General features: G+C 37.4%; 21 protein-coding genes. 9 read left to right on the forward strand and 12 right to left on the reverse strand.

The window, feature by feature from the left end; all coding sequences use genetic code 11:
• Nucleotides 1-6: 6 nt before the first annotated feature.
• From CHB66_RS02100 to CHB66_RS02110, 3 genes are all read right to left on the reverse strand, one after another.
• Nucleotides 7-1,248, reverse strand: coding sequence for a 3-deoxy-D-manno-octulosonic acid transferase (locus CHB66_RS02100; protein WP_245812651.1), 1,242 nt, complete (start codon nt 1,246-1,248; stop codon nt 7-9).
• Between the two features lie 134 nt (nt 1,249-1,382).
• Complete coding sequence (locus tag CHB66_RS02105; RefSeq protein WP_089237516.1) at nt 1,383-2,012, reverse strand: peroxiredoxin; 630 nt, start codon at nt 2,010-2,012, stop codon at nt 1,383-1,385.
• Nucleotides 2,013-2,029: 17 nt separating this feature from the next.
• Nucleotides 2,030-2,458, reverse strand: coding sequence for a Fur family transcriptional regulator (locus tag CHB66_RS02110; protein WP_089237518.1), 429 nt, complete (start codon nt 2,456-2,458; stop codon nt 2,030-2,032).
• 311 nt (nt 2,459-2,769) lie between these two features.
• On the opposite strand from CHB66_RS02110, the gene CHB66_RS02115 reads away from it, so the two are divergent.
• The gene (locus CHB66_RS02115; RefSeq protein WP_089237520.1) at nt 2,770-3,255 is read left to right on the forward strand and encodes a low molecular weight protein-tyrosine-phosphatase; all 486 of its coding nucleotides are present in this window, start codon (nt 2,770-2,772) and stop codon (nt 3,253-3,255) included.
• Complete coding sequence (locus CHB66_RS02120) at nt 3,248-4,123, forward strand: fructosamine kinase family protein (protein ID WP_089237522.1); 876 nt, start codon at nt 3,248-3,250, stop codon at nt 4,121-4,123. Before CHB66_RS02115 ends, CHB66_RS02120 begins: the two co-directional genes overlap by 8 nt.
• Here CHB66_RS02120 and CHB66_RS02125 read toward each other — a convergent pair.
• Entirely contained in the window at nt 4,115-5,386 is a 1,272-nt protein-coding gene (locus CHB66_RS02125; RefSeq protein WP_089237524.1) for an aspartate kinase, read from the reverse strand. The two genes, CHB66_RS02120 and CHB66_RS02125, sit on opposite strands and share 9 nt — an antisense overlap.
• A 57-nt stretch (nt 5,387-5,443) precedes the next feature.
• Between CHB66_RS02125 and fbp the strand changes: the two genes are divergently transcribed.
• On the forward strand, nt 5,444-6,481 hold the full coding sequence (gene fbp, locus CHB66_RS02130) for a class 1 fructose-bisphosphatase (protein WP_089237526.1): 1,038 nt from the start codon (nt 5,444-5,446) through the stop codon (nt 6,479-6,481).
• A 1-nt stretch (nt 6,482) separates the two neighbouring features.
• Here the strand turns inward: fbp and CHB66_RS02135 are convergent, their stop codons facing one another.
• From CHB66_RS02135 to yihA, 3 genes are all read right to left on the reverse strand, one after another.
• The gene (locus CHB66_RS02135) at nt 6,483-6,785 is read right to left on the reverse strand and encodes a hypothetical protein (RefSeq protein WP_089237528.1); all 303 of its coding nucleotides are present in this window, start codon (nt 6,783-6,785) and stop codon (nt 6,483-6,485) included.
• A gap of 88 nt (nt 6,786-6,873) precedes the next feature.
• Entirely contained in the window at nt 6,874-7,293 is a 420-nt protein-coding gene (locus CHB66_RS02140) for a DUF5606 family protein (protein ID WP_089237530.1), read from the reverse strand.
• Nucleotides 7,294-7,350: 57 nt separating this feature from the next.
• Nucleotides 7,351-7,959 carry a ribosome biogenesis GTP-binding protein YihA/YsxC gene (gene yihA, locus CHB66_RS02145; protein WP_089237532.1) on the reverse strand — a complete coding sequence of 203 codons (609 nt, stop codon included), beginning with the start codon at nt 7,957-7,959 and terminating at the stop codon, nt 7,351-7,353.
• A gap of 179 nt (nt 7,960-8,138) precedes the next feature.
• On the opposite strand from yihA, the gene ubiE reads away from it, so the two are divergent.
• Genes ubiE through CHB66_RS02160 form a run of 3 tightly spaced genes read left to right on the forward strand, consistent with a single transcriptional unit; the run spans nt 8,139 to nt 10,625 of the window.
• The gene (gene ubiE / locus CHB66_RS02150; protein WP_089237534.1) at nt 8,139-8,861 is read left to right on the forward strand and encodes a bifunctional demethylmenaquinone methyltransferase/2-methoxy-6-polyprenyl-1,4-benzoquinol methylase UbiE; all 723 of its coding nucleotides are present in this window, start codon (nt 8,139-8,141) and stop codon (nt 8,859-8,861) included.
• A complete protein-coding gene (gene porT, locus CHB66_RS02155; RefSeq protein WP_089237536.1) occupies nt 8,810-9,589 on the forward strand; it encodes a type IX secretion/gliding motility protein PorT/SprT in 780 nt (259 codons plus the stop codon). Before ubiE ends, porT begins: the two co-directional genes overlap by 52 nt.
• A 25-nt stretch (nt 9,590-9,614) precedes the next feature.
• A complete protein-coding gene (locus tag CHB66_RS02160) occupies nt 9,615-10,625 on the forward strand; it encodes a cyanophycinase (protein ID WP_089237538.1) in 1,011 nt (336 codons plus the stop codon).
• Here CHB66_RS02160 and CHB66_RS02165 read toward each other — a convergent pair.
• Nucleotides 10,612-11,739 (reverse strand): App1 family protein, encoded by a 1,128-nt coding sequence (locus tag CHB66_RS02165; RefSeq protein ID WP_089237540.1) that lies wholly within the window; start codon nt 11,737-11,739, stop codon nt 10,612-10,614. The two genes, CHB66_RS02160 and CHB66_RS02165, sit on opposite strands and share 14 nt — an antisense overlap.
• Before the next feature lie 97 nt (nt 11,740-11,836).
• On the opposite strand from CHB66_RS02165, the gene rlmN reads away from it, so the two are divergent.
• The 3 genes from rlmN to CHB66_RS02180 all read left to right on the forward strand — a co-directional run bounded on the left by rlmN (nt 11,837) and on the right by CHB66_RS02180 (nt 16,417).
• Nucleotides 11,837-12,901 carry a 23S rRNA (adenine(2503)-C(2))-methyltransferase RlmN gene (rlmN, locus tag CHB66_RS02170; RefSeq protein WP_089237542.1) on the forward strand — a complete coding sequence of 355 codons (1,065 nt, stop codon included), beginning with the start codon at nt 11,837-11,839 and terminating at the stop codon, nt 12,899-12,901.
• Nucleotides 12,902-13,156: 255 nt separating this feature from the next.
• Complete coding sequence (locus CHB66_RS02175) at nt 13,157-15,859, forward strand: TonB-dependent receptor plug domain-containing protein (RefSeq protein WP_089237544.1); 2,703 nt, start codon at nt 13,157-13,159, stop codon at nt 15,857-15,859.
• 87 nt (nt 15,860-15,946) lie between these two features.
• A complete protein-coding gene (locus CHB66_RS02180; protein ID WP_089237546.1) occupies nt 15,947-16,417 on the forward strand; it encodes a hypothetical protein in 471 nt (156 codons plus the stop codon).
• Nucleotide 16,418: 1 nt separating this feature from the next.
• Here CHB66_RS02180 and CHB66_RS02185 read toward each other — a convergent pair whose 3' ends face one another.
• Genes CHB66_RS02185 through CHB66_RS02200 form a run of 4 tightly spaced genes read right to left on the reverse strand, consistent with a single transcriptional unit; the run spans nt 16,419 to nt 20,443 of the window.
• Complete coding sequence (locus CHB66_RS02185; protein WP_089237548.1) at nt 16,419-17,348, reverse strand: rhomboid family protein; 930 nt, start codon at nt 17,346-17,348, stop codon at nt 16,419-16,421.
• Between the two features lie 11 nt (nt 17,349-17,359).
• The gene (locus CHB66_RS02190; protein ID WP_089237550.1) at nt 17,360-18,151 is read right to left on the reverse strand and encodes a rhomboid family intramembrane serine protease; all 792 of its coding nucleotides are present in this window, start codon (nt 18,149-18,151) and stop codon (nt 17,360-17,362) included.
• Nucleotides 18,152-18,155: 4 nt separating this feature from the next.
• The gene (mutL, locus tag CHB66_RS02195) at nt 18,156-20,036 is read right to left on the reverse strand and encodes a DNA mismatch repair endonuclease MutL (protein WP_089237552.1); all 1,881 of its coding nucleotides are present in this window, start codon (nt 20,034-20,036) and stop codon (nt 18,156-18,158) included.
• A complete protein-coding gene (locus CHB66_RS02200) occupies nt 20,033-20,443 on the reverse strand; it encodes a hypothetical protein (RefSeq protein WP_089237554.1) in 411 nt (136 codons plus the stop codon). Before CHB66_RS02200 ends, mutL begins: the two co-directional genes overlap by 4 nt.
• Nucleotides 20,444-20,512 lie beyond the last annotated feature (69 nt).

Consider the following 20,512-nt stretch of genomic DNA (forward strand, 5'->3'; position numbering starts at 1 on the left):
TGAGTATTAAGTGGTATGGGTAAGAACCACTTGAATGATTTTTTTAGCACTACCACGGTTTTCCTTTACCAATTTTTCTGCTGCTTGACAGGTGGATTCATATAGTTCAGAATCATCCAATGCCTCCATGGTGGACTTTAAGTCTTCAAAGTTAGCAATAGAAGCGCTGGCACCATAATCTATACTGATTTTTGCTTCTGGAAATTTTTTTGGTTTTTTCAAATCTCCAAAGAGCACCGGAATTTTAAATGCCAAAGGTTCAAGGATATTGTGTAGTCCTTTTCCAAAAGCGCCACCTACATAAGCTATATGTGCATATTGGTACAAAGAAGAAAGCATTCCAATATTATCTATGAACAGTACAGATTCATTTTGTGATTCATTGATAGATGAATGCTTAATAGATGGTAACTCGATTTGTTCTGCCCAAAGGTCGATTTGATCAGGGTGGATATCATGCGGAGCAATGATGAATTTAAAACTTGAGGATTGATTGATCCAAGGTATCCAGATTTTCATATCTTCCTCCCATACTGAACCAATGACTATGGTTTTGGAACCTTTACAAAATGCGTCTATTTCTGGGAAGGTTTTTGGGTCAGCACTGATTTCACTTACTCTATCGAATCTAGTATCTCCAGTTTGGGTGCAGTTGGTTATTTTAATCTGATGGAGTAAGTCTATGCTTCGCTGGTTTTGAGTGAAGATATGATCGAAACAGCGAAGTGTTTTTCTGAAAAAACCGCCAAAAATCTGGAAATACACTTGATCCTCTCGCATAGAAGCCGAGAATAGGAAAAGAGGGATGTTTTGCTTTTTAGCTTCCAAGATATAATTAGCCCAAAGGTCATATTTCACAAAAAACGCTAAGCTCGGCTGAAGTAGATTGATGAATTTTTCGGAGTTTTTGGCAGTATCTACAGGAAGATAAATGATAAGGTCAATGTAATCTTGCCTTTTCTTTTTAACATTTTCATAGCCTGAGGGGCTGTAGAAAGTGAGGACTACACTTAGATTTGGTTTCTTTTCTTTGAGTTGCTTGATGACAGGTTTTGCTTGTTCGTACTCTCCAAGTGAAGCTACATGAAACCAAGCTACGGGAGATTGATTAATCACTTTGAAATTTTGAATCACTCGAAAAGTGTTTTTCCTACCTTCAACAAAAGCTTTGATTTTTGGCTGGCTGTTTTGGAGTAATTTCACCAAAACAGAAAATAAGGTCATTGAAAAATCATAGAGTAATTTCATTACGCAAAAATTGGTTTAAGTCTGGTAGGTTTGTTGAGTGCATTGAAATAATTAGGCAATAAATAAAATTTAAATGAAATGAGAAAGCCTCGATCCAAATGAATCGAGGCTTTCTTGATTTTTATTAATTAGAATCAATTTTTGCTCAAATAAGCAGAAACACCTTCTTTGGTAGCGGTCATAGCTTCCTTACCTTCTTCCCAGTTAGCTGGACATACTTCACCGAATTTTTCAACGTGCTGAAGTGCATCTACCAATCTGATCATTTCGTCAATGTTTCTACCTAGTGGAAGGTCATTGATGGTTTCTTGTCTAACAATACCATTTTTATCGATCAAGAATGTTCCTCTGAAAGCCACAGGAGCCCCTTCAAAAGTCAGTTCTCCCTCTTCGTTGTAGTTCCACTCACCAGCCAATACTCCGAAGTTGTGAGCGATAGTTTTTGCTGTATCTGCAACCAAAGGGTAAGTAACTCCTTCGATTCCTCCTTGCGCTTTTGGTGTAGCTAACCAAGCAAGATGAGTTTCTTCAGTATCTGTAGAAGCTCCCACTACTGCTACGCCTCTCTTCTCGAATTCAGCTAACTTTTCTTGGAAAGCTAAGATTTCTGTTGGGCATACGAATGTAAAATCCTTTGGATAAAAGAAGAATACAACTTCCTTATTGCCGATATATTGCTCCAAAGAGAAGTTTTCAACGATTTCTTCACCATTGATGACAGCTGCTGTGCTGAAAATTGGGGCTTTTTTTCCTACTAATGACATGTTTTTATGTTTTAAAATTAGATAATAGTTTCTGTTTTCTTGTAACCTTTAAATACCACTGAAATCTCGTCAATTTCAAAGTTTTCAAAGTTGTTTTCCGAAATGAAATTTTTCAATATTTGCTCAAATGCTTCATTTCTATAGTCTCTAATCTCGTGTGTTTCCTTACAATAAAGATGACTATGTGCATCTAACATCGCATCGAAGCGCATGACACCTTTTTGATCAATGAATTTTCTCAAAATCCCAGCTTGAACAAAGCTGTCTAGGGTCTTGTACACTGTTGCGAGGGAAATTGAAGGATTAACTTCTGAAATCAGTTCAAAAACCTGTTCCGCAGTGGGGTGAGCCACTGAAGCTTCCAAGGCATTGAGTATCACCATCCTTTGATGTGTGAATTTTAATCCCTTGTTTGTAATCTTATCTCTGACTGAACTCTTTTGCATTGAATAATCTCTAAATAATAATCATTATTATTTGCGAATTGTTATACAAAGGTACTATTCATTGTAAATCTTTCAAAAAATTAACCAAATAATATTTGGTTCAATTTGTTTATTTTGGATTGATGGTATTCAAATATTGTTTGATTGGCATTATTTAGGTTCTTAATTTGATTTGTGTGCTTATGGTAAAATAATATTTCGTGCATCTTATTTACTTTTTGAGTATTTATAGTGGAGTCATTTGAAATCCTTGGTAAAAATTATTTATCTTGTACCTTGCTTAAAAAATCCGCGTACAGATATTTGATTCAATGATTAAAGTATTATTTGTTTGCTTAGGTAACATTTGTCGGTCTCCGCTCGCTGAAGCCATTTTCAATCACAAAATAGAAGAAAATGGATTAACTGGTAAGTTTAAAAGCGATAGTTGTGGTACTTCAGATTATCATATTGGGGAACTGCCTGACGAGCGTACCATTCACTGTGCCTCCCAAAAAGGTATTCTCATCAATCACAGAGGTAGGCAAATCAATAGGGTTGACATCCGTGAGTTTGACTACATTCTTGCCATGGATAAATCGAACAAAAAAAATATTGAAAATTTGATTGTCAAATACGGGATCAACCATGATCAAGTTTTTCTAATTAGAGAGTTCCAGCCTAATGCGATAGATCTGGAAGTTCCAGATCCGTACTATGGCGGAATGGAGAAGTTTGAAGAGGTTTATGAAATTTTGGACGAATCGATCAGTCATTTTTTGCAATTCCTGAAACAGGAGCATCAGATGTATGTTTGATCAAGGACAAATTTATGAACAGATACTTTTTTTAAGTTTAGGGCATGATGTCAAAGTCAATCAAGCTCGATTAATAGCAGCGGGGAATTTTAATCAAGGTGTTCAATTAACGACTAGTTCAGGGGATTTCTTTTTAAAAATAAACTTTGATCAAAGAAATGATATTTTTCAAAAAGAGGCCGAAGGCTTAGCCTTACTTGGTGAATTTTGTCCACTTACGATTCCAAGAGTTTATCATTATGGTCAACTTGAAGATTACTGTTTTTTGTTGATGGATTGGGTGGATTCTACCCAGGCAAAACAGGACTACTGGGAACAAATGGGATATGGCCTAGCTCAGTTGCATATGGCTACACAAGCGTATTTTGGGTTGGATAGTGACAATTATATTGCATCTCTGGAGCAATATAATCAGCCTCACAATATTTGGTCTGATTTTTTTATCAACCAGAGACTGGAGCCGATGATTGGCAAAGCCCATTATGAAGGTCTTATCGGTGCTGAATTTTTAAGTAGGTTTAGGGAGATTTATCCAAGATTGCATCACTTTTTCCCAAATGAGAAGCCTGCACTTTTGCATGGGGACTTTTGGTCAGGAAATGTATTGCCAGATCAACTCGGTAGTCCATTATTGATTGATCCTGCGGTCTATTACGGGCACAGAGAGGTAGATTTGGCTTTTTCTAGAATGTTTGGAGGGTTTGACCCACGCTTCTACAAGGCTTATCAGGAAGTTTTCCCCTTGGAAAGTGGATTTGAAGAGAGAGTTGATGTTTACAATCTCTACCCATTATTGGTGCATCTATTGCTATTTGGGAAAAGTTATTTGTCAGGAATTGAAAAGACAGTAGATCGTATTTTAGGCTGAGGTTTTGTAAACAATCTGGAATGTAGTTCTGGTGATTTGTTCCATTAGCACAACTTTATCCTGCATCATTTTTTTGATCATTTTTGCAGTAGGATTTTTGATTGTAATCAGATTTAATCCTGTATTGTATTTGATTTGAAAAACAGAGTTTAGGCTTTTGATTAGTTTCTCTAGTTTAAAAAGTTGTTCATCTATTACTATAGAAATACTTATGGCAGATGTTTGGAGTAGATTTACTTTCAATTTGAGTTTTTCTAATTCTGAGTAAACTTGGTGCATGTGGTACTCATTGATAAAAGTAAAATCGGTAACCTTGAAAGTCACCAATATTTGTGCTTCTTTGAGAACGATACAAGGGACTGAGTTTATTTTTGCTACTTGATGGATTTTTGTTCCAGAACCTTCAGGTCTCAAGAATGATTTAACAAAAAGTGGGATGTTTTTATTTGCTAGAGGTTTGATCGTCTTTGGATGAATCACAGAAGCTCCATAGTAAGTCAATTCTGCGGCTTCGTGGTAATCTAACTCTTCAAATTTAGTTGTTTTTTTAAATTTTTTTGGATCTGCATTGAGTACACCCTCTACATCTTTCCAAATGGTAACAGCAGAAGCATCTAGACAATAAGCAAGAATTGAAGCTGTGAAATCTGAGCCCTCTCGTCCAAGAGTAGTACTTTTTCCAAAAGCGTCTTTACCTATGAAACCTTGCGTAACCACAAGAGAATGATTGGTTAGCGGCTTTAGTATTTCATTGATTTGAGTTTGGGTAGAAGTCCAGTTGACCTTAGCGAATCGGTATTCAGCATTGGTGCTTATGATAGCTCTCGCGTCTAGCCAAATAGAAGGAACATCTCTGTAGCTGATGTAGGCTTGAATGATGAGAGTAGATACAAGCTCTCCAAAAACGATGACTTGGTCATAAAACTCGTCATAATTCTCTTTGTCCACGGGGTTATGCAATTCTTTTAGCAGCATTTCAAATTGAAAAGATACTTTTTGAAAAATCTCGTGGTCTTTTGGAAATAGAGATTCGCAAATATTCAGATGTTGATCTTTTAAAATTGTACATTTCAAAGAATAGTCTTCCTGATTGAGTTTTGCTTTAAGAATTTCTTCTAAAGCGTTGGTAGTCTTTCCTATGGCAGAAATCACCAGAATCATGGGTGTTTGCAATCGTTTGAATAAAATATTGAATAGGTTTTTGATAGATTCGGCATCTTTCACGGAAGCCCCTCCAAATTTGAAAACAATTGCTTTTGACATCAGGATTTAAGTTGTAATTTCAAGTGTTCAATTTATTAATTTGTACTTTTCTAATATATGAAAATTAAGCCCTATATTCCCAACGATTCCTCCTTGGCCTATTCGGTTGGGGTAACCCTAGACAGATTCATCAAAAAGAAACAGGACGATTTCCCTTTTGCTTCTGGAGAATTATCTCAGTTGCTGAGAGACATTGCTCTTGCTACAAAGATAGTAAATCGCGAGACCAATAGAGCTGGTCTTGCAAATATTGGAGGGGCATTTGGTCAGACAAATATCCAAGGCGAAGAGCAACAGAAGCTTGATGTAATTGCTAACATCAGGTTTACTAGAGCTTTGACCAAAGGAGGTGAAGTCTGTGCTGTAGTATCCGAAGAAGATGATGAAGTTATAGATTTACAAAATTCTTCTGGAAAATATGTGGTGGCAATTGACCCTCTTGATGGCTCTTCAAATATTGACGTAAATATCTCTATTGGGACAATTTTCTCTATTTACAGGAGAGTAACTCCAGTAGGTAGTCCGATTCAATTGGAAGACATCATGCAGCCTGGTAGCAAGCAAGTTGCCGCAGGATATGTGCTCTATGGCTCATCTACCATGCTAGTGTATACCACGGGATGTGGTGTCAATGGATTCACCTACGAACAATCACTTGGTGAATTTTTCCTTTCTCATCCAGAAATGAAGGCTCCTGAAGACGGGAAGATCTTCTCTGTCAATGAAGGTGCTTCGAAAACTTTCAGTAAAGGCCTTAATGCCTATTTAGATGCTTGTAAAAGTAGAGAGTATAGTGCGAGATATATTGGTAGCTTGGTAGCAGACTTTCATAGAAATTTGCTAAAAGGGGGCATCTACATATATCCCGAAACTGCAAAAAACCCAGCAGGTAAACTCCGTTTACTTTATGAAGCCAATGCCTTGGCTTTTATAGCGGAACAGGCAGGAGCGGCTGCTACTGATGGTAGCCAGAGGATTTTGGATATTCAGCCAACTTCTCTCCATCAAAGGACACCATTGTATATAGGTTCAAAGAAGATGGTAGCCGAAGCCATGTCGTTTGTAGAAAAGGAAAATGTGGTGGCTGCTAAATAGCTCATTGCGAATATTTTCTACGAATTTCGATTTTCTGCTTTTGTCTCTTAATGATGGCGACACTTAGTTCATCCACCATCAGTTCTGGATCAGTTTCATGGAGAATTTGCTTGAGTCTATTTTCGCCAAGGTCGATTCGGTAGCAGACTTGGAGAAGCCTCTCAAAATCCCTGTTGAGCATTTGATGAACAATTGGTTTGAGAAATTGGAGAAGTGCCTCTTCTGCTTCAATAGACTCAGTGGTCTCGAGAGAAAAATCCTTCTTGATCAATTGAAAGGTGTCTTGGATGAAAGAGGCGTGCATATATGGGGTTATGAATAGATTGTAAATTAAAAAAACTCGCAGGAATAAATGTATCCTGCGAGTTTTATATTTTTAGGAGTAAATTATTTTATCCTTCATTTTCTTCAGGCTGCTTTTCCAATACCTCTGGTGCATGTGCTCTGATGATTTTATACCAGCTCACCAGTTTTTTGATATCTGATGGATATACCTTGTCTTCATCATAGTCTGGCAATACATGCTTTAGGAAAGCTTGCAATTCATCTGCGTCAGCAGTGCTATCTAAGCCAATATCTCCCTTGAATTCAGTTTCTATTTTGATCATGATGTCTTCCAAAGGAGAAGCTCCTTCTTCTGTCATGGTGTACATGGAGATCTCGCTAAGGACAGATACTCTTTGGTTGGCACCCACTACCAATTTGCCTTTTTTCTCATCCATGGACTCCAAAATCACACCACTTCTTGTTGGTTTCAAGATTTTGTAAAGTCCTGGTTTGCCCGATACGGTTGCTATTTCGTTAAATTTCATGGTTTCGTTTTCTAAATGAGCATGCAAATATAGACTTTCACTTTAAAAGCCCAAGGGCTAGTTTCTTTCCTGATAAAATTCTTCTACTTGTTCTTCAATGAAGCCGGTTAATTCTTCTTTTCCTTTGGCACTTTCAGCTGAAGTGATAAAGTAAAGCGGAGCTTCTTCAAAGATTGCTTTGGATGCTTTAATAAACTTGGCAACAATAGATTGTGTTTTTGGAAGCGACTGTTTATCGGCTTTGGTGAATACCAATACTATAGGGATACCATTTTCTCCACACCAGGTGATGAATTCCAAATCGATTTTTTGTGGTTCAAGTCTGCTGTCTATTAAGACAAAAAGGGCAACCAGATTTTCTCGATTCGAAAGGTAAGAGCGAATCATATTTTCCCAATCAGATTTTATGCTTTTGCTCACCTTTGCAAAACCATAACCTGGTAAATCAACCATGTACCATTTTTCATCAATCAAAAAATGATTGATCAGTTGGGTTTTTCCAGGCCTTCCAGAAGTCTTTGCTAGATTTTTATTATTAGCTAGCATATTGATCAAAGAGCTTTTGCCGACATTGGAACGTCCAATAAAAGCAAATTCAGGTTTATCAGGATTGGGGCATTTTTTGTAATCTGTGTTACTGATTAAAAAGGTTGCTTTTTTGATCATGATCTTAATTTTTGACAAAGTTAAGCCTTTCCAAAGAAATATTAGGACTTAAGAGGTTTATTACCTGTAATCCTTAGAAGACACCGAGCAATCAGGCACTGCAGAGGCTATTTATTCTTAACATTTTTCCATTGCTCGGGTTTACTTAGTAATATTGCAAATCATTAGAACAGGAATACATGTCAGTAGTACCATACAAAGAGAAAGACGCGGGGAAAAAGGAGCAAGTTGCGGAAATGTTCAACAACATCAGCAAGAAATATGATTTTTTGAATCATTTGCTCAGCTTAGGGATTGACATCATTTGGAGAAAAAAGGCGGTCAAAATGCTCAAAGCAGATCAGCCTAAATTGATTTTGGATATTGCTACTGGAACCGGGGACTTTGCTATTGAAGCCTTAGCCTTGAATCCAGATAAGATCATTGGGGTGGATATTTCAGCAGGGATGTTGGAAGAGGGCAAAAAGAAGATGAAGAAGCGTAAGCTCGACCACATCATTGACATGCAGATGGGTGATTCTGAGAAGCTGCTTTTTGAGGATAATAAATTCGACGCAGTCATCGTTTCTTTTGGAGTTAGAAACTTTGAAAATCTGGAAAAAGGACTCGCAGATATGTATAGAGTTCTTAGACCTGGGGGAAAAACAGTCATCGTTGAGTTCTCCAAGCCAAAAAAATTCCCGATGAAACAAGGATATAACTTTTATTTCAAATATATTTTACCTCAAATAGGAAAACTCGTTTCCAAAGATAACTCTGCTTACACCTATTTGCCTGAATCTGTTCAGGCATTTCCAGATGGAAAAGATTTTCTGAAAGTTTTGGAAAAAGTTGGCTTTAAAAACACAAAATGCAGACCACTGACATTCGGAATCAGCTCAATTTACATTGGAGAAAAATAATTGTTTTCAACTTTTTGTTCATCCTTTCTATCGGGTCTGTGTCGGCACAGGCGCGGTTTAAAGAGATAAGTCAGTCTGGTCAAGACGACAAGCTTATTTCTTATGGATTTTTTTTAGCTTCTCATACCAATTATTGGAGGTTGAAGTACACTGATGCTTTTATCAACGATCCTGCACTTGCCAATATTCAAAGTATTATGCCAATTTACACACCAGGTTTTTCATTGGGATTTTTGGCTACTTTCAGGTTACATGATCAGTTGAATTTAATTCTAACGCCTAAAGTCGGTTTCTACGAATTTAGGACAGATATCAATACCTTTGTAAGTAATCCGGATGCCAATACTATTGATGAAAATAACTTTTTTACTACGAGGACTACAATCAATGAGGCGACTATGGTGGAGTTTCCGCTCCATTTTAAATATAAAGCGCAAAGGTTCAATAATTCTCGCATGTTTTTCACCGCAGGAGGATCAGCAATGTTTCGTACCAAAGACCAAGAAGAAGCAGACATAGAGGATATTGGTACCTTGGGTCGAGATTTTACTGTGGATTTGGGGATTGGATTTGATATGTACTTCAAGTATTTCAAGTTTTCGCCAGAGGTAAGATTTTCTCATGGTCTATTGGATATGTATAGACCTGAAGCCACAGATCCGGCATTTAGGGATGCGATTCAATCACTAAGAAGAAAAAGCATTACTGTCTATCTCAATTTTCAATAAAGTGAATTGCTTTAATAAAAGCCTTATGACCATCCTACCCTTAGTGTTTTCCATGATGCTAGCTTGTGGAGGAGATGAGATTTCAGCTCCTATTCCCCCGAATCAAGATGGCAATCCCTTTTCTTTGGGTAGAGTTGGGAGTTCTGATGATATTCAGACCTCATCATCCACGGGAGTGGTTTTGATGGGAGGAAGTACTGACGTTGATCAAGCTTTCAGATGGATGATAGAAAAGTCAGGAGGAGGGGATTTTGTAGTTATTCGTGTGACAGGAGCTGATGCTTACAATAATTATATTCTTGGGCTTGGTAATGTTAATTCTGTGGAAACGCTTAGAATCAATACGCTGGAGGCTGCCAATGACCCAAAAGTAATTGAGACGTTAAGAAATGCAGAAGCTGTTTTTATCGCTGGTGGAGATCAATCCAATTACCTCAGACTTTGGGAAGGAACCAAAGTTGAGGAAGCGCTGCAATACTTGATTCAAGAAAAGCAAATACCAATCGGTGGAACAAGTGCTGGATGTGCTATAATGGGGGAGTATGTCTATACTGGTGAAAATGGCAGTATCATTAGTACAGAAGCACTAGCCAATCCATTTGATGAAAGGCTGACAGTAAGGAAATCAAGTTTGATCAATCATCCATTGTTACGAGGAGTTATTACAGACCAGCATTTTTCTCAGAGAAATAGAGAAGGACGTCTTTTTACTTTTATGGCAAGACTCAGCTCCGAATCTGAATTGCCAGTAAGGGGAATTGCAGTAGATGAAAGAACAGCTCTATTGATTGATTCAGAAGGTAGCTTAGAAGTAGTAGGTCAAAATGAAGTTTATTTTTTGGAGCAATCCGGTTTAGCTCCAGAAGTGATGTCAGTAGGAGTACCCCTGACTTGGGATTTGGAAGAATCAGCCATCAAAGTTTTCAAAGCAAGGACTACAACTACCTTTAACCAAGTGAATTTATCCCATTGGTTGTTTGACTGGACACATTATTGGTATGCTAAGCAAGGACAACTAGGGGTTAGGAATTATTGATTTCATCTTGATTTTTATAATTGATGATAATTTGAATGTCCTCAGCTCTTATCCAACCTTTTTTGAGGGCATGATTAGCGGCGATTATAGTGTCTTCGATCAAAAGTATTTCCACTCCAAGTGACTTCATTTCGGTTTTTATATCCAGTACTTTTTGCCTTCTTTTTTCAGAGACATGTCTTATGTAAATCATCTTAACTCTTCCTGGATAATCCTTTATTACTTGTAAGTAAATTTCAGGGTCATGCTGTCCCGAGTCCCCAATCAGTATAAAAGGTATATCAGGAACTAGTTCAAATATTTTTTCCACTTGTGAAAGCTTATGATCAAAATGACTTCCTGAGATAAACTGTTCTCTTGATAAGCCTAAATCCCTCAACATTAAGGGGCCAAGAGGAATATGGTGCACAGACATCATTTCAGTTAGAAAATCATAAAGATTCCAAGGGCTACTAGAGACATAAAACATAGGATTGTTTTCTTTGCCATCTGCACCTTTTTCGAGTGCTTGATAAAATGCAGAAACTCCTTCAAATGGAATTCTCGAATGTGCATTACCAAGAAAAGTAGTCTTGAGCATTTCCCAAATTCTAGTAGCCCCGGTGGGGACTATCGTATCATCAATGTCAGATATTATGCCGTACTCCACCTCTTTTGTGGGAATGAAGATACTTGCTGAAGCAGTCACTTTACCTTGATTAGGCAATACATGGTCTATAAGTTCTAAATCCAAACTGATCCAAGGACTGGTGTGCTGAATGAGCTGTTTGGGGTTGATGAAAAATTCAAAGTAGCCCTCGTCATCTGTTTCAGTTACCCAATAATCTTCTCCAAGAGTTGCACATACTTTTACTTTTGGAATTTCCCAAGACATAAATCGTTTGTACATCTTTGTGAAATTCTTCCATCGGCTATCACCTATTTCAGAAAGACCAATTCCGCGATCTTTTAATACCCTGCCTATCAAATAAATTTTTTCTCTACTTCCAAACCCTTTGTATGGAACGATTATGACGGATTTGACAAGTCCTGTTTTGATGCCGAATTTCAATTTGATTTTCGAAAAACTGACCTTAATGCGGTAGAGAAAAGTAAGAAGAGTTTTTTTGACCATGGATTAGATTTATAAACTCAAGTTAAAAAAATCAATTGGGAACTCTATCCAAAAATCGAAATAGTCAAAGCTCTTTGATTTTGTTTAACTTTGCAAAATGGAGAGTAGCGTAAAAAAAGACATCAGAAAGTTTTCATTGGAGAAGTTGGAGGAGTTTTTTGTCAACCAAGGGGACAAGAAGTTTCGAGCCAAGCAGGTTTATGATTGGCTTTGGAATAAGTCTTTGAAGAATTTTGACGACATGAGTAATATTTCCAAGGTAACTAGGGAAATGCTGAAGGCTAATTTCACTATCAATCACATTTTAGTAGACTTGATGCAGCATTCTTCTGACGGGACGATTAAGAATGCAGTCAAGTTATATGATAATAAAATTGTAGAATCAGTACTGATACCAACGACTAAGAGGATCACAGCTTGCGTATCTTCTCAAGTAGGTTGTAGTTTGGATTGCAATTTTTGTGCAACAGCTAGGTTGAAGCGCATGCGTAATCTTAATCCTGACGAAATTTACGATCAGGTAGTGGCGATCAAAGATGAAGCTGAAACTTACTTTAGCAGACCATTGACCAATATTGTGTTTATGGGAATGGGAGAACCCTTGTTGAATTACAATAATGTGGTCGAAGCGATTGATAAAATCACTTCTCCAGAGGGACTAGGTATGGCACCTAGGAGGATTACACTTTCTACTGTAGGAATTCCAAAGATGATCAAAAAAATGGCTGATGATGGGGTGAAGTTCAACCTCGCGATCTCTCTTCACTCAGCTATCAACGAAACCAGAAGCAGATTGATGCCCATCAATGATGTCAATCCCCTTGAAGATCTTGCTGAGTCGCTCAAATATTGGTATCAAAAGACTAAGAGGAAAGTGACTTATGAATATGTGATTTGGGACGGAATCAATGATGATGAGAAGCATGCAAGGGCTTTGGCGAAATTTTGTAAAATCATTCCTTCCAAAGTGAATATCATTCAATATAACCCAATTGATGAGGGTGAGTTCAGGCAGGCTTCGCAGGAAGCTGTCGATATGTATATCAGAATATTAGAAAGTCAAGGTATAATAGCCAAAGTTAGGAAATCTAGAGGTCAGGACATAGATGCAGCCTGTGGGCAGTTGGCCAATAAGAATGAAGTTGGTGAGCTAGGTGAGTGATTGTATTTATTAATATTCTGATGGAAGGATATGTGAAGTAAAGTAAAAAATGGTGATTTCATGTGAATAGAAAATATTAAGTAAGTTTTATAAGTTGAAGAAATTAGTTTTTTTTCATTTCTAAGAGAAACTATTAATCTATAAATTAAACAAATGTAAAATCTCCTAAATAATCCTTAATTTATCTAAAAATTATTTGGTTAAGCAGTATCCTTTCTTGTATATTGCTCAACTAATTCAATAATCCATTAAATCATGAAAAAAGTTTTTTACAAAAAGACAGTCTTTTCTTTGGTATTAATTTCCAGCTTTTTTTTCTGGTCTTTTCAATCCAATGATCCAATCACGCAAAAAATATTAACTTACTTCAACAAGCTTCAAGCGGAGTTCCCTACAGAAAAAGTTTATCTTCATTTAGATAAGCATACATATACCCTGGGGGAAGACGTATGGTTCAGTGCTTATGTGACAGCTGGTGGGAACCAGATTCCTAGTCCATTGAGTAGGACACTTTATGTTGATCTTTTCAATGGAGAAGGTGTTTTAGTTAGTCAAAGAAAAGTATTAATTGAAGATGGCTATGGTAAAGGCGACTTTAAACTCCCAGATTTCGGAATTGAAGGGGTTTATAGAATCAAAGCTTATACGGCTTGGATGGAAAATTTTGGTGATGAATTTTTTTATCACAAAGAAATTGAGGTTTTTGATGCTGCAAGCACCTCTTTTTTTCCAAATGTTACTTTTGAAAGCCAAGATGTCAATGGTGATCAAGTAAAATATGCTGTTAGTCTTGATGTGATAGATGGCAAAGGGAATCCATTAGTTAATGAAGTAATACAAGTCAAAGTATTTGGAGAAGATGAAGAAATTTCAGAAAGAAGCATTCAGCTGAATAGTCAAGGTCAAGCTTCTTTTACTTTTAACTTACCTTTAAAACCATTCAAATTTCAGTGGATGGAATTGACATACTTGGAAAGCGAAACGTATCCTGTTATCAAAAAAGTTAAGATTCCTTACAGTTTTCAAATGGCTGATATTCAATTCCTACCAGAAGGAGGTCATTTACTTGAAGGATATAAAAGTAACATAGCTTTTAAAGGTATCTATCCAGACGGTAGCCCCGTGGAATTAGAAGGTACTGTACTTGACACTGAAGAAGTTGTTGAGTTTAATACTTTTTTTGCTGGAATGGGTAAGTTTGAATTTACACCTCAAAGTGAGAGAGATTATCAAGTTAGAGTCTCAGAACCAACTTCTGGAGAATTTCAAGTTTTAAAACTCCCTAAGGTAGAATCGAAAGGGATGGTCCTTCAAGTATTGAATAGTCCATCAGCTAATTATGTAACAGTTTTTGTTCAGGGCAATTATGAAGAACAAGATTTAGTTCTTGTTAGTCAAACAAGAGGAATTATTAATTATATGATCAATGGCTCCTTAACTAATGGTATATGGGGCGTCAGGATTCCAAAAGAAGAGCTTATTACAGGGATCAATCAAATTACAATTTTAAATCAAAAAGGGGATCCTTTATTAGAGCGTTTATTTTTTTTCCAAAGTGAAAAGGATTTTGTGAATATCTCAGCAAAATCAACTGTTGTTTCATCATCACGGGGACCCATAGAAGTAGAAATAGAAACTTTTTCACAGAATGAGACAGTATTTGGAAGTTATTCTGTAAGTATTACCGATTTGGATCAAGTTTCAAATGAATCCATGCTTAGAGGAAATATCATTTCTGACTTATTATTGACATCTGACCTAAAGGGAAATATCCATCTTCCAGGTTATTATTTCAAAGATCAAGAACCTGGTACGCTTGAAGCCTTGGATTTGGTGATGATGACTAACGGTTGGAGGAGATTTGATTGGGGAAGTGTAATGGATGACAGATTTCCTACTATTGATAAATTTATTGAAAGGGGGATTACTATTGAAGGTACAATTATAGATCAGGAAAATAGTAAAAGGGGGCTTAGAGGTGGTAAGGTGTCTGCCATGGTTGGCCAAGGAATTGACATGGTTACTTCAGAATATGGTCCAAATGGCAGGTTTATTTTAATGGAGTTGGAGTATTTGGATACAGCGCAAGTGACTATTACTGCTGAAGACCTTAGGCTTAAAAATTTTGTTGATATTTCCATTGAGCAACCAAAACCTTATTTTCTAAACATTTCACCTAGAATAACATCTGATATCAAAATACCAGCTGAGCTTATAGCAACTTATCAGGAGCGTACTATGATGAATAGGCTTTTTGATGAAGAAAAGATAATAGATTTGGATGGAGTAACAGTAGAGGGGCAAACACTTGCGAGGGAAGATGAACAAATGAGAAAGATATATGGCGTTGGAGATGTTACGATTGATCCTGAAAATATACTTGGCTCAGTAGCTTTTACCAATGTCTTTCAGATGATTCAGGGTAGAGTTTCTGGAGTTCAAGTTTTCTTTTCAGGAATGAGTGTAACAGTACAGATCAGAGGAGTAGGCTCTTTACAAAGTGGAGGAGATCCTCTATACTTGTTGGATAATATGCCAGTAGATGCAGGAACTATGATGTTGGTTAATCCTCAAGATGTTGCTTCAGTGGATGTATTTAAAGACCCTGCAAAAGCTGCAATTTTTGGAGCACAGGGAGCCAATGGGGTAATTGCAGTATACACAAAGACAGGTTTTGGAGGGGCAAATGCTGAGGTACCTGGTAAGCTTATCACCAAATATGGAGGCTACTCAGCTGCTCGGGAATTCTATCAGCCGAATTATGAGACAAAGACAGCTGAAAACTCTATCCCTGATAAGAGAAGTACCATCTATTGGAATCCAAATTTGAAAATTGATGAATCAGGAAAAGCGCAGATTAAGTATTACAATACTGATATCGCTAAGAAGCACCTTATCATCATCGAAGGCATGGATGCTCAGGGTCGCTTGGCTAGGTTTGAGAAAATATTAGAATAAACACGTGAATATCTTTGAATCCTTGGTAAAGCCACTTAATTTCTGCTCTGAAATCAGGTTTTATCAAGGACTTTAAATTTTATAATCATGAAAAAAATAGTATTAATTTTCTTTCTTAGTTTTTTAACTGCTGGAGTATTTGCTCAAGAACAGGGAGAAGCACGATTGATGGCTGGAGGTGATTATCGGCTTACCATCAAAGATTTAGGGACTTTTATAGGTGTTGAGTATTTCTTTGCCGATAGATTTTCTCTAGCTCCTACATTTACAGTGTGGTTTCCAGAAATTGGCAATTCTTTCAATCTCAATGCTGATTTGAAATATTATTTGACTGAAGGAGTTTCTCAGGTATATCTCCTTGCAGGTTATAGCAATTATTGGATCAATACGCAACCGGGAGATCCGGGGTTGTTACAAACAAGACCTGGAGGAAACCTTGGTGTAGGTGCTTATCTTGCCGCTACAGAGAAATTCGGCTTTATTACCGAAGTGAAAATGCAAAGTCAGAATACAAGATGGCCAGTATTGAGGGTAGGGGCAGTTTTGAATTTGAATTGACTTATTTCTTACTGAATTCGAAAAGTTTTCTCTTTTCGTCTTTACTGAGTGCTTCGTAGCCTTTTTCTGCAATTTTATCCAGAATCATATCAATTTCTTCTTGTGTAGTCTCGGAGGAATTGGGAAATGAAGCAGTAGGACGATTTGTTCTGCTGCTTTTTGTTTCTTGTCTAGAGTAAGTTTTTTTCTTGTAGGTAACCTTTATTTTACCTCTATTGGAAAGAATCCTTTCAAAAAACTGTCCTACAGCCTGAATTGGTCTACCCCAGTCACTTCCTTTTTTGAGTTGAAGGATATACCAAAAACCCATCGCAGCGCCACCTAAATGTGCCAACTCACCTCCAGCATTGCTTCCAGCTGAATTAGCAAAAGCAATAAATACATAGAATATAGCGATATATTTGATTTTTACTGGACCTAAAAGGATTAAACGAAAGGTAGTGTTAGGAGCCAAGGTAGCTGCTGCCACAACAATTGCATACACCCCTGCACTCGCGCCTAGCATTTTAGCTGCTGGTAGTACTTCTGTGAACATGGGTGAAATGTTATACATCAATACGTATAAAGCAGCACCCGCTAGTCCTCCTAAGATATAAATATTAGCAAGCTTTCTGCTTCCCAAGTATTCATTGACCAACATTCCGAACCAAAACAGGAAAAGCATATTGAAAAGAATGTGGAAAATGCCCTCATGAAGGAACATGTATGTCAAGACCGACCAAGGTTGAAATATAAATTGCTCTAGATCAGCAGGCATCATCAAGTATCCTAGTAGTGTCTTGTAAAGCGCTCCAGCCCCTGAGAAACTCAGAACTATCCTCACTACCAAAACTGTCACAAATACCAAGAGATTGATGGCAATCAGCTTGTATAGGCTGTTGTTGCTGTGTCGAAACGCATTCTTCAAATTATCCCAAAATCCTCCGTACATAGCCTTTTCTTTTAGTAAAAGTTATTTCTGTTTTTCTTCCAATAATATACCAAGCCTGCTCCTATTATCAACCCACTCAGATGGGCAAAGTGTGCCACATTATCAGTCGGACTATTATTAATGATATTATAAATTGTATACAAGCTATAAAAAAAAACTAAATACTTAGCCTTCACGGGCATAGGAGGGAAAAGTAAAAGCAATTCTGTATTTGGAAAAAACATTGCAAAGGCAATAAGAATTCCAAATAATGCACCAGATGCACCTACCATCGGGATGTTTATTTGAATGTCTCTGATTCCCATATAATTTTCCTTAGCCCTTTGAATCATACTCTTGCTTTCTGGATTTTTGGTATAGTCATCAATGAAGTCATAAACCCCTGATTTGAACAAATGTCGGTTATCTTTCACAAAATCATTGAACCTTTCAGGACTTGGGTCAGCGTAAAATGCTTCTATTTGATTATCTAGTTGTCCGATTCTGTAGGCATTGTATCCAGAGTAGAGTAAACCACTTCCTACACCACAAACCATCCAGAGCGTAAGAAGTTTTTTAGGTCCAAGAAATTGCTCCAGTAATGGTCCGAAAATGAATAGTCCAAACATATTACTGAACAAATGCCAGAAATTGGCATGCATGAACATATAAGTCAAAAACTGAGTAGGCATGAACCTTGGGCTTTGAACATAATAAAGTGCAAACATCCTTTCTAGCTGAGGCATAAAATAACTAGCCACTACAAACATGGCGATATTGATTAGCAGAAGGTTCTTGACTACTGGTGTGAGGTTTCTGAACATGAGCTTATCTATTGAAAAAAGCGTGTATTTTATTTAAATCTAGTTTGACAAAGGTTTTGTTCCCAGCAAGCCCATAATTTGGATTTTGGCAGGCGAATAATTGTCCAACCAAGGTTTCCATTTCTGAGGTGTCTAGCTTCTTGCCTTTTTTGATTGATGATCTTTTGGCGAGTGATCTTGCTAGGTTTTCCCTATTATCCAAGGATAATTCAGTTTTGAAATGTTTGAACTGCTCCAGCAATCCTTCAAAAAGGATTTTTTCATTGGTCATCTGTATATTTGCTGGGGTACCTTGTATCAAGATGGTCTCTTTTCCAAATACATCTATTACGAAGCCTAAGCTTTGAAGTTCCTCTTTGATATCTAAGACCAATGCAAAATCAGCTGGGCTCAATTGGATATGCTGTGGGAACAAGCACTGCTGAGATACCCCAGCATTGTTATTGAGTTGCCTGCTGTACCTTTCGTATAGAATTCTTTCATGGGATGCTTGCTGATCCAATATCAAAAGTCCGGATGACATCTGAGCTATGATATAACTTTGCTCCACTTGGAAAGTAGCGCCTGTATTTTCTTGGTCTTTTGGGAAAATATTTTCCTTCAAGTCATCTTCATTTGCTTTGGAAGAGAAGGTTAGAAAATCCTTTTCTTCTTCTCTTTTTGGAGATTCAATTTCCCGGTTTTTATTGTTGTCAGCACTTTCAAAAAGTCTTTCCCAACCTGAGACATCTTGTTTTTTGATGGTAGGTGTCTGGAAGCTCTTATAAGCATTGTCTTTATAAGGTTCGTCTGGCTTATAGCTGTTTTCTATACCTACAGCTGCTTTGCGATTTTCGTCATTTCCCCAGTTTTCAGCAAAGTTTACATCCATGTTGAAATCCAGTGTAGGTACTACATTGTGAGCTCCTAGTGCTTGCTTGACTGCGGATCTAATTACAGCATATATAGTCCTTTCATCGTCAAATTTAATTTCTGTTTTGGTTGGATGAACATTGATATCAATATGTGAAGGATCGATTTCTAAGAATAGAACGTAGAAAGGGTGCATTTCTGAAGGCATTAGTCCTTCATAAGCATTGGCTACTGCATGATGCAAGTAGTTGCTTCTTATGTATCTATTGTTGACAAAGAAATATTGTTCACCTCGCGTTTTTTTGGCATTTTCGGGCTTGCCTACGTAGCCTTTTACATTCAAGTGTGGTGTTTCCTCTTGGCAGCTGACAAGTTGAGATTGATAGTTTTTTCCAAAGATTCCCACTATTCGTTGACTGAGCTTTCCTGGGTAAAGATTGAATAGCTCCATGTCATTTTGGTGGAAAGTAAATCCGATTTCTGGATAGGAAAGTGCTACTCTTTGAAACTCTTCTACCAGATGTTTCATCTCCACAGGATTAGATTTGAGGAAATTTCTTCTTGCAGGGACATTAAAAAATAGGTTTTTAACGGCGATTGAGGTTCCTTCAGAACAAGAGATAGGTTCTTGTTTTTTGAATTCAGAGCCTTCGATCTGAATTAAGGTTCCAAGTTCTTCTCCTCTCTGACGTGTTCTCATTTCTACCTGAGCTACAGCAGCGATAGAAGCCATGGCCTCACCTCTAAACCCGAATGTTCGTATAGCAAAGAGATCTTCAGAGGTCCTGATTTTGGAGGTTGCATGCCTTTCGAAGCACATTCTCGCATCTGTCAGGCTCATACCCTTTCCATCGTCAATGACTTGCATCAAGGCTTTTCCAGCTTCTTTGACGATGACTTGGATTTGTTTGGCTCCTGCATCTACTGCATTTTCGAGCATTTCCTTGAGCGCAGAAGCTGGTCTTTGTACCACCTCACCCGCTGCAATTTGATTTGCAATAGCATCTGGAAGGAGTTGAATGATATCGCTCATTTCCTTCTACTCGCTTTCAGTCTGAAAAATAATCCTGTCAATCCTCCTCCAATAGAGAGATATAAGACAATGTAAAGGACGATAGATCCAAAGTAAATATAGCCCATCATACCTCCTATCAACAGCATAAAAATAAACAGCCTGAGCATACCAGCAGAAGTTACAATAGAACTCTGTCTCCCTTTGATTGGGCCACCTTGAGCAAAAGCACCTCTTATGGGAGAGCCATAGTCACTCCTGAAAGCATCAGTAATTTCCTCGTCAGATTTGAGTTTTCCGTCTGCCTGTAGCTGTCTCTTGATCCTTTGTGTTCTTTGGTCTATTTCTTCTTTGACAGGATCATAATACCTTGGTTTGATGTCAAAGCTCATGGGTCTTGCCGTTTTGAAGATTGATGGAAATTTCATACTCAGTTTAGATTCTTTTGTACTTTATTACGTTGTACTCAATATATATCACCTTCTATCAAAATTGGA

Origin of the sequence: Belliella buryatensis (assembly GCF_900188245.1) — a bacterium.
GTDB lineage: Bacteria > Bacteroidota > Bacteroidia > Cytophagales > Cyclobacteriaceae > Belliella > Belliella buryatensis.